Here is a 13885-nt window from a genome sequence, read left to right on the forward strand (position 1 = left end):
GACCTTGTCCCCTGCCCTGGCGGCGGTGTTGCTCAAGGGCCACAACGCGCCGAAGGACCGTTTCTCCAAAGTCCTTGACGCAGTCTTTGGCGGCTGGTTATTCCGTCCGTTCAACCGCTTCTTCGAAAAAGCCAGCCATGGTTATGTCGGCACCGTACGCCGGGTGATTCGCGGCAGCGGCATCGCGCTGTTCCTGTACGCCGGCTTGATGGTCCTGACCTGGCTGGGCTTTGCCCACACGCCAACCGGTTTCGTGCCGGCCCAGGACAAGCAGTACCTGGTGGCCTTCGCGCAATTGCCGGACGCCGCGAGCCTGGACCGCACTGAAAGCGTGATCAAGCGCATGTCCGACATCGCCCTGAAACAGCCGGGCGTGGAAAGCGCCGTGGCCTTCCCGGGCCTGTCGATCAACGGCTTCACCAACAGCCCGAACAGCGGCATCGTGTTCGTGACCTTGAAGCCGTTCGACGAACGTAAAGACCCGAGCATGTCAGCCGGTGCGATTGCCGGTGCCCTGAACGGCAAGTACAGCAGCATCGAAGAGGCCTACATGGCGATCTTCCCACCGCCGCCGGTACAGGGCCTGGGCACGATCGGCGGGTTCCGCCTGCAAATCGAAGACCGTGGCAACCTGGGTTACGACGAACTGTACAAAGAAGTGCAGAACATCATCACCAAGAGCCGCACCACGCCTGAACTGTTCGGCCTGTTCACCAGCTACACGGTCAACGTGCCCCAGGTCGATGCTGCCATCGACCGTGAAAAGGCCAAGACCCACGGCGTGGCGATCAGCGACATCTTCGACACCCTGCAGATCTACCTGGGTTCGTTGTATGCCAACGACTTCAACCGCTTCGGCCGCACCTATCAAGTCAACGTCCAGGCTGAGCAACAGTTCCGCCTTGATGAAGACCAGATCGGCCAGCTGAAAGTGCGCAACAACAAAGGCGAGATGATCCCGCTGGCGACCTTTATCAAGGTCAGCGACACCTCGGGCCCGGACCGCGTGATGCACTACAACGGCTTCATCACCGCAGAAATCAACGGCAACGCCGCGCCGGGCTACAGCTCTGGCCAGGCCCAGGCCGCAATTGAAAAACTGTTGAAGGATGAACTGCCCAACGGCATGACCTACGAGTGGACCGACCTGACGTATCAGCAAATCCTCTCGGGCAACACCGCGCTGTTCGTGTTCCCGCTCTGCGTACTGCTGGCGTTCCTGGTACTCGCCGCCCAATACGAAAGCTGGAGCCTGCCACTGGCGGTGATCCTGATCGTACCGATGACGCTGCTGTCGGCCATCACCGGGGTGATTATCTCGGGCGGCGACAACAACATCTTCACCCAGATCGGCCTGATCGTACTGGTGGGCCTGGCGTGCAAGAACGCGATTCTGATCGTCGAATTCGCCAAGGATAAACAGCAGGAAGGCCTCGACCCGCTCGCCGCGGTACTGGAAGCCTGCCGTCTGCGTCTGCGACCGATCCTGATGACCTCGTTCGCCTTCATCATGGGTGTGGTGCCACTGGTGTTGTCCAGCGGTGCCGGTGCCGAGATGCGTCATGCCATGGGCGTGGCGGTGTTCTCCGGGATGATTGGTGTGACCTTCTTCGGTCTGTTGCTGACGCCAGTGTTCTACGTACTGATCCGTCGCCATGTGGAACGCGGCGAAGCACGCAAAGCGGCCAAGGCCTTGAAGCTGGAGACACAGCAATGAGTGTGAAAGTCTTTCTGCCGAGCTTGCTGGTACTGGCGCTTGCCGCCTGTGCCGTCGGCCCGGACTACAAAACCCAAAGCCTGGACGCGGCCAACATCACGGCCGCCGCCGACACCAAAAGCTACGACCATGCCAAGTACGAAGGCATCTGGTGGCAGCAGTTCGAGGACCCGACCCTCAACCAGCTGGTGACCCAGTCGTTGAGCGGCAACCGTGACCTGCGTGTGGCGTTTGCCCGTCTGCGGGCGGCGCGCGCCATCCGTGACGACGCGGCCAACGACATCATGCCGGTGGTGACCAGCCGGGTCAGCAGTGACGTGGGCAAGGGCCAGATTCCTGGCCAGACCACCCAGCGCGTCAACAGCGAGCGCTACGACCTGGGCCTGGACATGGCTTGGGAAGTGGACTTGTTCGGCCGCATCCGCCGCAACCTGGAAGCCAGCGATGCCGACCAGCAAGTGGCTGAAGCCGACCTGTACCAACTGCAAGTCACCATGATTGCCGAACTGGTGGATGCCTACGGCCAACTGCGCGGCGCTCAATTGCGTGAACGCATTGCACTGGACAACCTGAAGAACCAGCAGGAATCGCGCACCATCACCGTCAGCCTGCGCGATGCCGGTGTCGGTGATCAGCTCGACGTGGAACGTGCCGATGCGCGCTTGGCGGCAGTTGAAGCCAGCGTGCCGCAACTGCAGGCCGAACAAGTGCGCGAGCGTAACCGCATCGCCACCCTGCTCGGCCAGCGCCCGGACAAGCTGACTGTAGACCTGAGCCCCAAAGACCTGCCGGCGATTGCCAAGGCGTTGCCGATCGGCGACCCGGGGCAACTGCTGCAACGTCGCCCGGACATTCTCAGTGCCGAACGCAAACTCGCCGCCGCCACTGCGCGCATTGGTGTAGCCAAGGCCGACCTGTTCCCACGGGTCAGCCTGAGCGGCTTCCTCGGCTTTACCGCCGGGCGCGGTTCGCAGATCGGTTCGGCTGCCGCGAATGCCTGGTCGCTTGGCCCGAGCATTACCTGGGCCGCGTTTGACCTGGGCAGCGTACGTGCGCGTTTGCGCGGCGCGAATGCCGAGGCGGATGGCGCCCTGGCGACGTATGAGCAGCAAGTGTTGCTGGCGCTGGAAGAATCGGAGAATGCCTTCAGTGATTACGGCAAACGCCAGCAGCGTCTGGTTTCGCTGATCCGTCAGAGTGAGTCGAGCCGTGCGGCGGCGGACCTGGCGGCGATTCGTTATCGCGAGGGGACGGTGGATTTCCTGGTATTGCTTGATGCTCAGCGTGAGCGTTTGGCGGCCGAGGATTCGCAGGCTCAGGGGGAAGTGGATCTGTATCGCGGGATTGTGGCGATCTACAAGGCCCTGGGTGGTGGCTGGCAGCCGGACACAGTGGTAGCCAGCGGCAAGTGATTTAAAGCGCTCCTTTGGTTGGTCGCATCCAGCCAATTTTTAGCCCCATGCCCGCATTCGGTCGTGGGGCTTTTTTTGGGCTGTGGCTTTTGGTTGGGTGTCTATCCGTTATTTGGGTAACGGCTGCTATGGGTTCCGCTCTTGCAGCGGGCCACTTTCGAAAAGCGCGAAAGTAACCAAAGCGCTCTTGCCCCACCACTCGGCACCTCGCTGTAGCTCTATGTGCCCTGGATCAAGATCACAATCTCAGGCAGAAACAAAACCTACCCCACCCCCTCATTCAAAATCAAACTCCGATAATGCCCCGGATTCGACCCCGACCACTTACGAAACGCCTTATAAAACGAACTCACATCCGCAAACCCCAACCGCGCCGCAATCTCGGCAAACCCTATCTGCGGCTCAGCCAGCCAAACAATCGCCAACTCTTTGCGCACACTGTCCTTGAGCCCCTGGTACGTCTGCCCTTCCTCCGCCAACCGGCGGCGCAAGGTTGAAGCAGATATGCACAAGGACGCCGCCAGCCCCTCGGTCTCCGGCCAATCCTCAGCCGGTACCTGGCGCAAATCGTGTTTGATTCGGGTCGCCAGGCTTTGCGGATCCCGGTATTTGACCAGGATATTCGCCGGCGCATGCGCGAGGAACCGTTTCAGCTCCTCGACGCTGCGCTTGACCGGCAAGTCCAGGCAATCAGCCGAAAAGATCATCCGCGTGCGTGGCCGATCAAACCGCAGGTTGTCGGAAAACATAACCTGGTAGTCATCACAAAAAGCCGGCTGCGGGCAGCGCAGCTCAATGGCCAGGATCGGAATCCGTCGCCCCGCCAACCAACACGCCACACCGTGAACAATCATCCAGTAAGCAAAGTAGGTGAAGGCGCGCTTGGGTTGCGGCTCGGGCTCAAGCAAGACAATTTCCGCCAGGCTTTGCTGACGCACCAGTTGCGCGGGCAGATGGTCGAGCATCAACGACAAAAACCCCAGCCCGGTTTCCAGGCTCGCGCCCAGGTTCGGTTGCGCCATGGAGGCGCGGCACAGAAACGCCAGGCTGCCGGACTTGAGCTTGCGCGGGTCCATGCCGAAGAATTCATCGTCCATGCGCCGCGCCAACAGGCGCCACAAGCGCGCATAGGCCGTCGCCGGTACGCGGGCATCGGGCGTTTCCAGCCACGCCGGGTCGATACCGACTTTGTTCAGCACTTCGGCAGTCGCCATGCCCGGCGCGCAGCTTTGCAGCAAGGCTTCGCGCACGAGATGAATGGAAATGGTGTCTTTTTCCGCCATGGAAGTCGGCTAATCCGCACTGTATAAACGTGGCGTGCATCATAAGGGCGGTTGCGATTCGCCACCACCGTTCAGCCGCAGTTCAGCAAAGGTCAACATTGCCTGTTTAGTAATGAGTATCATTATGTTACAAATTAGCATCCTATCCAGTCTCGATGCGGTGCCGAATGCTTGTTCCCTTTTTAATCATGCTGCGCGAAGGCATTGAAGCGGCATTGATCGTTGGCATCATCGCCAGTTACCTGCAACAAACCGGTCGTGGCCAGTGGATGCCCGCCGTGTGGATTGGCGTGTTCCTCGCCGCCGCGCTGGCGTTGCTGGTGGGTGGCGGCCTGGAGCTGGTCAGCGCTGAATTCCCGCAAAAACAACAGGAACTCTTCGAAGGTGTGGTCGGCCTGGTGGCCGTGGGCATCCTCAGTTCCATGGTGTTCTGGATGCGCAAGGTCGCGCGCTCCATCAAGCATGCCCTGCACGAATCCTTGGACCACGCATTGGCCGGCTCCAAGCATCAGGTGATCGCGCTGATCGCCATGGTGTTCTTCGCCGTGGCCCGCGAAGGCCTGGAAACCGTGTTCTTCCTGCTCGCCGTGTTCCAGCAGAGCGAAGGTCCCGGCGCGCCGATTGGCGCCCTGCTCGGCCTGATCCTGGCGATTGTGGTCGGCTTCCTGATCTATTCCGGCAGCATGCGCCTGAACCTCGGCGCATTCTTCCGCTGGACCGGCCTGTTCATCCTCGTGGTGGCCGCCGGGATTCTCGCCAACTCGGTGCAGGCGCTGCACGAAGCCGGCGTGTGGAACCACCTGCAGACCGTGCTGTTTGACTTCAGCGCCGCGCTGCCGATGGACAGCCCGCTGGGCTCGGTGCTGGCCGGGATGTTCGGCTACCAGGAGGCGCCGACCGTCAGCACCCTGGGCGCTTATCTGATTTACCTGGTGGTTGCCCTGGTGATGTTCTTCCTCCCCTCGGCCCCCGCCAAGCCTGTCGCCAAACCATCTTCCGTTTCCAGCCAGTAAGGACCGTCTCTTGTCCAACCCAACCCCTCAACCGGCACCGCCTGCCCGCGCCCTGCGCTGGGCCGTGGCCGGCTCGGTGGTCGTGATGATCGCCGCCGGTGGCCTGTTTTACTACGCCTCGCAACTGGCTTCGGCCAAGCGCCAGACCAACCACAATGAAATCGCCGTGACGATCCACGCGCATGCCTGTGAACCCAATGAGCTGACCGTGCCCGCCGGGCATGCGAGTTTTCGCATCATCAACCGCTCCGACCGCGCGGTGGAATGGGAGATCCTCGACGGTGTGCTGGTGATCGAGGAGCGCGAAAATATCGCCCCGGGCTTGAGCCAGGTGATCAACGCCAACCTGTTACCGGGCGACTATGCGATCACCTGTGGCCTGCTGAGCAACCCGCGCGGCACCTTGCATGTGACGCCGACCGCTGAGTCCGACGCCCAGGCCAAAGCCAAGCCGTCGATGGTGGCATTTATCGGCCCCCTGTCGGAGTTTCGCGTGTACCTGAGTGGCCAAGGCAGCGCGCTGGTCAAGGCCGCGACGGCCCTGCAACAAGCCATCGACGCCGGCGACCTGGCCCAGGCTCAGGCACTCTATGTGCCCGCTCGTGAGGCCTACCAGCGACTGGCGCCGGCGTCCCAACGCCTGGCGGAATTGGACAACGCCATCAACGCCCGCGCCGACTACTTTGAGAAGCGCGAGCAAGACCCGGCTTTCAGCGGCTTTCATCGCATTGAATACAGCCTGTTCCAGCAGCGCAGCCTGGACGGCCTGGCGCCGATCGCGCAACGCCTGGTCACCGACGTCACCACCCTCAAGCAACAACTGCTGTCGCAATCGCTGCCACCGGAGCAACTGGTGAGCATCGTGGTGCGCAACCTCAACAGCCTGGCCGACGTACGCGCCGCCAGCGGTGAAGAAGAACGCTACAGCCATGTCGATTTGAACGGCTTTGCCGCAAACCTGGAAGTCGCCCATAAGGTGGTTGAACTGATGCGGCCGTTGCTGACCAAGTCCGCCGCCGACCTGTTGCCCAAGATCGACAGCGCCCTCGCCGCCTTCGATGCCGAACTCGACGGCTTCAAGGTCGATAACGGCTACAGCGCGTACGACAGCGTCACGGCCGATCAGCGCAAGCAGATCGCCGACAAGGCCAAGGCTCTGGCCGTTGCACTCGATGGAATCGACCCCGCCCTTGGCCTTTCCGGCCTGCAGTGAAGACGACCTACTACATGAGTGATTCAGAACAGTTTTCCGCCCAGCGCCGCCGCGTACTGCTCGGCATGGCGGCTACCGGCGCGGCGATTGCCGGCAGCACGCTGACCTGCCCGGCGATGGCCGCCGCCGCCGAGCAAGTCACCACCGCCCCGCGCAGTGACAAGACCCAGGACCACCACGACTTTTTCGGCAAGCACCAGAGCGGCATCGTCACGCCGCGCCCGGCCTGCGGCATGCTGGTAGCGTTTGACGTACTCGCCAGCGACCGCGAAGACCTGGAGCGCCTGTTTCGCACCCTGAACGAGCGCATCAGCTTCCTGATGACTGGCGGCACCGTGCCGCAAGTCGACCCGAAACTGCCGCCCACCGATTCAGGCATCCTCGGCCCGGTGGTCACGCCGGATAACCTGACCATTACCGTGTCGGTCGGCGAATCGCTGTTCGATGAGCGCTTCGGCCTCACCGCCGCCAAACCCAAGCGCCTGAGCCGCATGGTGGGGTTTCCCAACGATGCCCTGGAGCCCGCGCAGTGCCACGGCGACCTGAGCCTGCAGTTTTCTTCCAACACCCCTGACACCAACATCCACGCCCTGCGCGACATCGTGAAGAACCTGCCGGACCTGCTGCTGGTGCGCTGGAAACAGGAAGGTAGCGTGCCGCCCCAGGCGCCTGCCCGCCCAGGCGAGCCTGCGCAAAGTGCGCGTAACTTCCTGGGCTTTCGTGACGGTTCGGCCAACCCGAACTCCAACGACGACAAGGCCATGGACCAGATCGTCTGGGTGCAACCGGCCAGCGACGAGCCGACCTGGGCCGCCAATGGCAGCTACCAGGCCGTGCGGATCATCCGCAACTTTGTCGAGCGCTGGGACCGAACCCCGCTGCAAGAGCAGGAAAGCATTATCGGCCGCATCAAGCCTTCGGGCGCGCCGATGGATGGCGACAAAGAAACCCAGGTACCTGATTACAGCAAGGACCCGGAAGGCAAGTTGACCAAGCTCGATGCGCACATCCGCCTGGCCAACCCACGTACCCCGCAGACCCAAGCCAACCTGATCCTGCGCCGGCCGTTCAACTACTCCAACGGCGTCAACAAAAACGGTCAGCTGGACATGGGGCTGTTGTTCATCTGCTACCAGGCTGACCTGGAGAAAGGCTTCATCAGCGTGCAAACCCGGCTCAATGGCGAGCCCCTGGAGGAATACCTCAAGCCGGTCGGCGGCGGGTACTTCTTCACCTTGCCGGGTGTCACCGGGCCCGAGGATTTCATCGGGCGCACGCTACTCGCTGCAACGCACCCTCAAACCACTGCCAATACCTAAAACAAACCCAGAGCGGAAAACGTCCCATGAAGAAGTCGACTATCGCGTTGTCGTTGTTAATGACCCTTTCGCCGCTGGCAGCGTTCGCCGCTACCGCGCCGCTGGACCTGGTAGGCCCGGTCTCGGACTACAAGATCTACGTCACCGAGGAAATCGGTGAGCTGGTCACCCAGACCAAAGCGTTCACCGACGCCATCAACAAAGGCGACCTGGCCACCGCCCAGAAGCTCTACGCCCCTACCCGCGTGCATTACGAGTCGATCGAGCCGATCGCCGAGCTGTTCAGCGACCTCGATGCGTCCATCGATTCGCGCGTCGACGACCACGAAAAAGGTGTGACCGCCGAAGACTTCACCGGCTTCCACCGCATCGAGTACGTGCTGTTCTCCGAGAAGACCACCAAGGGCCTGGAAACGCTGACCGCCAAGCTCAACACCGACGTCAACGACCTCAAGACCCGTGTCGACGGCCTGACCTTCCCGCCTGAAAAAGTCGTCGGCGGCGCCGCTGCCCTGCTGGAAGAAGTGGCAGCCACCAAGATCTCCGGTGAAGAAGACCGTTACAGCCACACCGACCTGTATGACTTCCAGGGCAACATCGACGGCGCGAAGAAAATCGTCGACCTGTTCCGCGGCCAGATCGAGAAGCAAGACAAGGCCTTCCTGGCCAAGGTCGACAAGAACTTTGCCGCCGTGGACAAAATCCTCGCCAAGTACAAAACCAAGGATGGCGGTTACGAGACCTACGACAAGGTCAAGGAAAACGACCGCAAGGCCTTGGTGGGTCCGGTCAACACCCTGGCTGAAGACCTGTCGACCCTGCGCGGCAAGCTGGGCTTGAACTGATTCACCCCCCAGGCGTTCGGGCAGCCCTCGCAGGCTCCGAACGCCCGGGGGTCAGGCCTTAAATCGGCTGCGGCGTGAACTGCTGAAGGGGCGTCCCTTCGGGTCGCCCGCTGCTCGGATTGATCGCGTACCACGCCCCCTTCTTCTGACCGCATAGACCTCGTGGTTTCCGCTGTCAGGGTGCCGGGGCAATAACGGGTGCGCTGAACGACGTAGCGATAGAGCTGACGCTGAATGCAGGTATTTCTATTTTTCTCAACCTGTTGGACTGGCGAGAGTTCTCGTCCCTAAGAACTGTGAATAGAAAGCCTACGAAGCAACGCCAGGAAAGCGCATAAGCAATTTCTCAAATTGCCGAAGAGAACGCTTCAGGCGGTGAAAAACCCGTCCAGCGGCGTGCCGATCGGCCACCCGGTTTCAGGATCGGTCGCATACCACTGGCCTTGCGCCTGAACCGCGCTGACACTGCGACCATGGTAGTGACCGTCGGACGTGCCGGCGTGCTTGCCACCCTGGCTTGTCGCCAATTTTCTTACGCCCCCACTCACGCCCAGGTAAGTGCGCAACTTTTCCTCAACGGCGCCCAGCGCAATAAACAGGTTTGGATTCGGCGCCTTGCTCAACAACTTGGGCACGGCAAAGATCCCTTTCGCGCCAGCGACCAAAAGGTCCGCCGAACCGTCCAGCGGGTTCAAAAAACCACTGATGACCGTAACGCCCTTTTCCAGCACGCGAAAAGCCTTGGCACCAAAGGGCGCAACAACTTTTGTGGACTTGACCAAAGGCCCCAGGGTTGACCCGGCACCGCCCACGAAAGCGCCAACCGTATCAATAAGCAACCCTCGCGTGCCTTCAACCCAATTGCCCCTGGCCAAGTCCATGATCGCCCCCACGAACGGGATCATGCTCAGCAAAATGTTGTCATTGCGCCGTAATACCTCACGGTTTTGCTCCAATGGCAACTCACCCTGGGCGATCTTCAAGAGGCTGTCCCGGTGATGGATAAAATTGCCTTGCATGATCCGCTCGACAATTTCGTGAGTTCGCGTCGAAGAAAAGCTGTCGTGGACAGCTGCGGCAGCGTCGCCCTGCGCTGGCGTGGGAGGCGCAATCAGGGTGTCGCCCAATGGTTCGATGATGATGCCCGGCGACGTCGTGCCTGGCTGCGGCAGCGCGTCTGAGCTATAGGCCTTGAAATCAAACGGTTCCACAGCCCCGTTCTGCAATTGGGTGTTTGATGGCGCCCAATTGCCGTACGTTTTAGGGTGGTCTTGCAAGGTCCCACCCAAGGTTAATTTATTGGGCAAGTCATCGCGCTTGACGATCAGCATCTTGTCAGGAAACACCTCAAAGTAGCGGATCACGCCGATGTACTCGCTGCGGATCACTGTGCCTTTGCGCCCTCGCCGCTCCTCGACGTGCGCCGCCGTCTGATCCACCGTGGGCACGCTGTCGGTTTGCTCGCGCAAGGCAAACAGCTCGACGCTCCCCCATTCCAGCGCCTGGCGGTCAGCCAATGGCAGGTTTGCAATCAATCGCCGAGTGACGGTACCCAAGCCTTGCTTGAGATTATCCAGATAGGTATCAACGTCACTGGACACCAGGCGCTGCACATCCGGCAACCTGGCGATCCTGGCATTCAAGGCTTGGACGTTGCTGGCAACGTAAGCCTGTTGAGCGGTACTGAGACCCTTGGCTGCCGCGTAGGGTGTTTTCGCCTTGGGCGGTTGCGGCGCCTGCTCGCCAGGGCCCAGCAGCATCCAGCGATCCTTGGTCAGGTCACCGGTCATGTAGGTCTCGACCAACGAGCGTGTCCTCGGCTCTGACAGTTTCATATTGCGCCGCTCATCAGGGTCTGCGATGTGCACGCTCAGGGCCTCCAGCTGAGGTACGCCGAGGCCTGTAAACTCTTTCTGCAAGTGCATGATCGCCAAGCTGCGTCGCGTGGGCAGCGGCATGCTGAATGCCGTTATGGCCTGGAGCAGTTTCTCGCGTTGCGCCTCAAAGGCGTCACTGGCTTGCTGATACTGCCGCGGGGTATACAGCCCGTCCGCCGGCTTGGTGTACAGCCCCTGCATCAAGCCCCAGTCAAGCAGCGGAGCGACGCCATAGTTATCCATTACCGCAGCTTCTTCCGGGGTGCGTGGGTCCAACCGGGTAAGTGCCATGATTTCCTGGTACCGCATGGCGCGAGAACAGCCTGGGCCGCCCTGGCGCTCGGCAAATGCCACGCCCAGGCGCAGGTCTGCCCATTCTGTGGAGCCCATGCACAGCGTGGGCGAAATGTCCTTGATCAGAAACTCGGGGGCGGCACTCGCCAGGAACAGATGGGCCACCAGTGGAGCAGCCTTGGCATCCGGCCCCAGTCGTTGCTGGAGGTGCGTTTCTATATCCGCTCGCACTTCGACCAACGAGCGTCCGTTGTTGGCGGGCTGATAAATGTCATAGCCGGCGATGACGCCAGGCTGGCCTGGAGCGTCAGGGTCTATTTGCAGCATGATCGCCGCCATGGCCCACTGCTGGGTCTCACGTGTCGAGAGTTGGTCTGTGCCGGACTGCCCGCGAAACTGTCGGCTGGTCGCAATATGCTCCCAGCGTGCCTGGGTGCTGCTTCGAAAAAGAGCCTGCTGCAAAAAATATTCAGCCTGAGCACGCAGTTCATCCGGGCTGCGGGAATCGATAAGCCCACCGGAGAACAGATCACGTGAAGGGTTGCGATGAGCCGGGTCCACACGGCTTAATCCGGCCAGGTAGTGTTTATCGGGTTCAGACAGTACCCCCGGCACCCATTGACCCGAGATCAGTTGCGCATAATTGCCCAGGGCCGGCGCTGGTGGCAGTGCGGCATTGAGCCAGCGCATGAGGTTGCGCAACTCGCCCGCCGTCTTCGGCAAGGGCAGTTCATGGGCCTGCAGAATCTCACCGACAGGCGCTTTGGTCGCCCCGGTTTGGGCAAGCGGTGAAGTACTGCTGATCTGCCCGATGACACCTGCCAAGACGATCGCTTCGTTATCGGGCTTATTGCCCAACAGTGCCCCGAGCTGGCGGGCCAGGTTCTGACGTTCGTCAATTTTGTCGACAATGCCTCTGGCCGTCAGTACCCGCTGTTCAAGCCGGGACTTGGTGTCCACCGGCAATGCAAACCAATTTGCCGCTGCGAGTTCGTTGCGCACCCGTCCCAAATCGCCCTCGTGGGCCGGAGGGTTGACGCCGTACCATTGCAGGACCGCATTGCGTGAGTACACATCGCTGTCTTGACTGATATAGGGCAAGCCCTTGCCCGCTTGATCGAGTGCGGCGACAACCGCGTTTATTCGGGGGCTGAACCGCCACCAACCCGACGCGTCACGAGCGGTGAACGTCTCCCATCGCGTTACTCCGTTACGGGTGACGTTGCCGGATACCGAGTCCGGTTTGATGACGAGCGAGGACAAAGAAAGGCCCTGTTTCAAGAACCAGGCAGTCGCCTCTGGGTGGTTGATTGCGTTGCGGTATGCCGCAAGGACAGGGAAAAGCGTGGCGTTTTTCGGCACATGCACGCGTTTGTCCGCAACCCCGCCTAACGCAGGCCCACTCAACGATTCCTGCAGTTGACGATCGCCCACCGGTGCTATCCGGCTCCTGCCCGCGCGCTGGGGCAGAAAAGTCCACTCGGCGCTCTTCTTCTCGGGGGTTATTGCTGGGGTCGTACTGCGCTCGGTGCGTGTACGGGCTTGTGTGGCTGGCGCCTGTGACGCCAGTGGGTTGATACCGTCCTTGAAATTAAACGTCCTGGAAGTACTGATGCCGGAAATTGGCATGACGACTCTCCCACTGAGTTTGGATGTGTGAAGCAACTGCCCTGACTCCAGAGCAGTGCGGGACACCTTAAGACGACGCCAAAAACGGCGGTGTAAGGAATATCCCAAGCCTCAACAGCCCGTGCCCAGTGCGGGCACGACCTCAGAAAGACGCAGTGTTATTGCTACAAAATGCGATACAGCAACCGCTCGATTCGCACGCGGCTGACACGGCGCAGGAACTTGCCGACGGCGGGCGGATAATCCGGCAGTGTCTGCAACTGTTGGTAACCGTCGATGCGCGTGGTGTGCTGGAAAATCTGCGCCAGTTCAGTGCGCCTCGGTGCCAGCCATTGACCTTGCGGGTCATCGATCAACAAGCCGTTTTCCAGGTCCAGGCGGAACGCCCGTGGGTTGAGGTTGTTGCCCGTGAGCAAGGTGTAACGCTGGTCGACCCACATGCCTTTGAGGTGGTAGGTGTTGTCGCCGTCGCGCCACAGGTGCAGGTTCAACTGGCCGCTGTCGATCATCGGCTGATGGCGTTTGGCGAAGCGGCGCAGGCTGATCTCGTACAGGTACGGCAACGCAGCGATCACCTTGAACGGCTCGCTGGGCGGGATGTAGAAATCGTTGGCGGTCTTGTCGCCGACAATGATGTCGATCTTCACGCCGCGCGCGAGGGCGCGGTTGATTTCCCGCGTCACCGGTAGTGGCAGGTTGAAGTACGGCGTACAAATGGTCAGTTGATGCTGGGCACTGGCGATCAGCTCCAGAATCACCCGGCTCAGCGGGTTGTTTTTGCCCACGCCCAACAGCGGGCTGACCAACAGATGGCCATTGGGCAACTGCCCTGACGTGGTGTCGTATGCCGCATGCTTCAAACGGCTGCGCAGGTCACCGATATCGTTGCGCAGGCTGCGCGTGGTGGGCGGGTTCGGCAGGTCCAGGCGGTGCACTGCCTTGGAGGCCACCAAGCCATGTTCCACCAGGTGTTGCATAGAGTCGGCCAGCGGCTGGCTGTGGATCAGGTGATAGCGGTCGAAGCGGTATTTGTCGAACTTGTGCAGGTACACATTATTGAGGCTCGCGCCGCTGTACAGCACGCTGTCATCGATCACGAAACCCTTGAGGTGCAACACGCCGAACAGCTCACGGGTCTGCACCGGCACGCCGTACACCGGCACTTCACTGCTGTGCGACTCGGTCATCGCCTGGTACCAGGCGCTGTTGCCCGGCTGCTTGCCGGCGCCGATGAGCCCGCGCTGGGCGCGCAGCGAGTCGACCACCACCACGATGTCCAACTC

Annotated in this window: 9 protein-coding genes; 6 read left to right on the plus strand and 3 right to left on the minus strand. The window is 61.1% G+C overall.

What is annotated here, in order from left to right; genetic code table 11:
• Positions 1 to 1717 (plus strand): efflux RND transporter permease subunit (locus WBB95_RS12405; RefSeq protein WP_424487865.1); only part of this gene is annotated, 1717 nt, incomplete at its 5' end.
• Positions 1714 to 3129 carry an efflux transporter outer membrane subunit gene (locus tag WBB95_RS12410; RefSeq protein ID WP_424487866.1) on the plus strand — a complete coding sequence of 472 codons (1416 nt, stop codon included), beginning with the start codon at positions 1714 to 1716 and terminating at the stop codon, positions 3127 to 3129. The genes WBB95_RS12405 and WBB95_RS12410, both read left to right, overlap by 4 nt.
• A 263-nt stretch (positions 3130 to 3392) precedes the next feature.
• Here the strand turns inward: WBB95_RS12410 and WBB95_RS12415 are convergent, their stop codons facing one another.
• Entirely contained in the window at positions 3393 to 4412 is a 1020-nt protein-coding gene (locus WBB95_RS12415; RefSeq protein ID WP_424487867.1) for an AraC family transcriptional regulator, read from the minus strand.
• Positions 4413 to 4579: 167 nt separating this feature from the next.
• Between WBB95_RS12415 and efeU the strand changes: the two genes are divergently transcribed.
• The 4 genes from efeU to efeO (WBB95_RS12435) are packed head-to-tail and all read left to right on the plus strand — an operon-like array spanning position 4580 to position 8802.
• A complete protein-coding gene (efeU, locus tag WBB95_RS12420; protein WP_424487868.1) occupies positions 4580 to 5425 on the plus strand; it encodes an iron uptake transporter permease EfeU in 846 nt (281 codons plus the stop codon).
• Positions 5426 to 5435: 10 nt separating this feature from the next.
• Positions 5436 to 6638 (plus strand): iron uptake system protein EfeO, encoded by a 1203-nt coding sequence (gene efeO, locus WBB95_RS12425; RefSeq protein ID WP_424487869.1) that lies wholly within the window; start codon positions 5436 to 5438, stop codon positions 6636 to 6638.
• A gap of 14 nt (positions 6639 to 6652) precedes the next feature.
• The gene (gene efeB, locus WBB95_RS12430; RefSeq protein ID WP_424487870.1) at positions 6653 to 7957 is read left to right on the plus strand and encodes an iron uptake transporter deferrochelatase/peroxidase subunit; all 1305 of its coding nucleotides are present in this window, start codon (positions 6653 to 6655) and stop codon (positions 7955 to 7957) included.
• A 26-nt stretch (positions 7958 to 7983) separates the two neighbouring features.
• A complete protein-coding gene (gene efeO, locus WBB95_RS12435; RefSeq protein WP_424487871.1) occupies positions 7984 to 8802 on the plus strand; it encodes an iron uptake system protein EfeO in 819 nt (272 codons plus the stop codon).
• 368 nt (positions 8803 to 9170) lie between these two features.
• Here efeO (WBB95_RS12435) and WBB95_RS12440 read toward each other — a convergent pair whose 3' ends face one another.
• Together WBB95_RS12440 and pssA are read right to left on the minus strand one after the other, a co-directional pair.
• Positions 9171 to 12236 carry a hypothetical protein gene (locus WBB95_RS12440; protein WP_424487872.1) on the minus strand — a complete coding sequence of 1022 codons (3066 nt, stop codon included), beginning with the start codon at positions 12234 to 12236 and terminating at the stop codon, positions 9171 to 9173.
• Positions 12237 to 12766: 530 nt separating this feature from the next.
• Positions 12767 to 13885: CDP-diacylglycerol--serine O-phosphatidyltransferase (pssA, locus tag WBB95_RS12445; RefSeq protein WP_424487873.1), on the minus strand; the 1119-nt coding region annotated here is incomplete at its 5' end.

This window comes from Pseudomonas sp. (genome assembly GCF_049645325.1).
Lineage (GTDB): Bacteria > Pseudomonadota > Gammaproteobacteria > Pseudomonadales > Pseudomonadaceae > Aquipseudomonas.

Excerpts from the sequence above, each read along its gene's own strand:
- WBB95_RS12410 (WP_424487866.1), top strand. The coding sequence starts at position 1,714 with ATGAGTGTGAAAGTCTTTCTGCCGAGCTTGCTGGTACTGGCGCTTGCC.
- WBB95_RS12415 (WP_424487867.1), bottom strand. The coding sequence starts at position 4,412 with ATGGCGGAAAAAGACACCATTTCCATTCATCTCGTGCGCGAAGCCTTG.
- efeU (WP_424487868.1), top strand. The coding sequence starts at position 4,580 with ATGCTTGTTCCCTTTTTAATCATGCTGCGCGAAGGCATTGAAGCGGCA.
- efeB (WP_424487870.1), top strand. The coding sequence starts at position 6,653 with ATGAGTGATTCAGAACAGTTTTCCGCCCAGCGCCGCCGCGTACTGCTC.
- efeO (WP_424487871.1), top strand. The coding sequence starts at position 7,984 with ATGAAGAAGTCGACTATCGCGTTGTCGTTGTTAATGACCCTTTCGCCG.